Raw genomic sequence first — 634 nt, forward strand, 5'->3', positions numbered from 1 at the left:
CAAATGTCCAAAGAGTCTGCTCTTCTGCTCAACGATCGGCAGCACGCCTATGATTTGACCACTCTGTTTTTCTGTTGCTGTGAGCAGCTTAATTTTATGACCGAATATTCGTGAGATGGCTTCTAGAAAGCGCCATTCGTAGTAGATATTGCCGCTTGGGTGTGCCGCAATGTATGTGTCCCAGCGCTGTTTTAATGTGGCGGAGCTGTCATTGTTACTCTCACGACCATCGTCACGGCCCTTATCGGTAAGATCAACAAGGCTTAGAGCGAGAGAGTCTGAACTGATTAAATGTGTGGGGTTTTTGTAGGGCGCTGGCGGCTTTAGCTGCTCAATTTGTTTGTGGGCAATGGTTTGTGCTGATGCCTTTTCGGACACGGTTTCCGCAATTTGTTTTTTTAAGGGCTCTATTTTGTCTTGGTGGAGGGATTTTTTAGCCGCAATGAGCTCGCTTACATCCTCTCCAGAGCGTTTCGCTTGGCCAATAAGCTTTGAGAGCCGCTTAGCTTCTTCTTCAAGTTTGGCTAGCGCTTCGTTTAGTTCGCTTGGCTCGTTCGTCTCGTTTAGGTTTGTATCGATTCTAGCGTTAGACATTTCTTACGTGCTCAAGCTACGGTAATCAAACTGTTGCATT

At 46.5% G+C, this 634-nt stretch carries 1 pseudogene; it reads right to left on the bottom strand.

The features are described 5' to 3' along the window. Positions 1-594: pseudogene (locus A3750_RS24180) on the bottom strand (hypothetical protein); the annotation flags it as partial. Positions 595-634 lie beyond the last annotated feature (40 nt).

This window comes from Oleiphilus sp. HI0079, assembly GCF_001635105.1.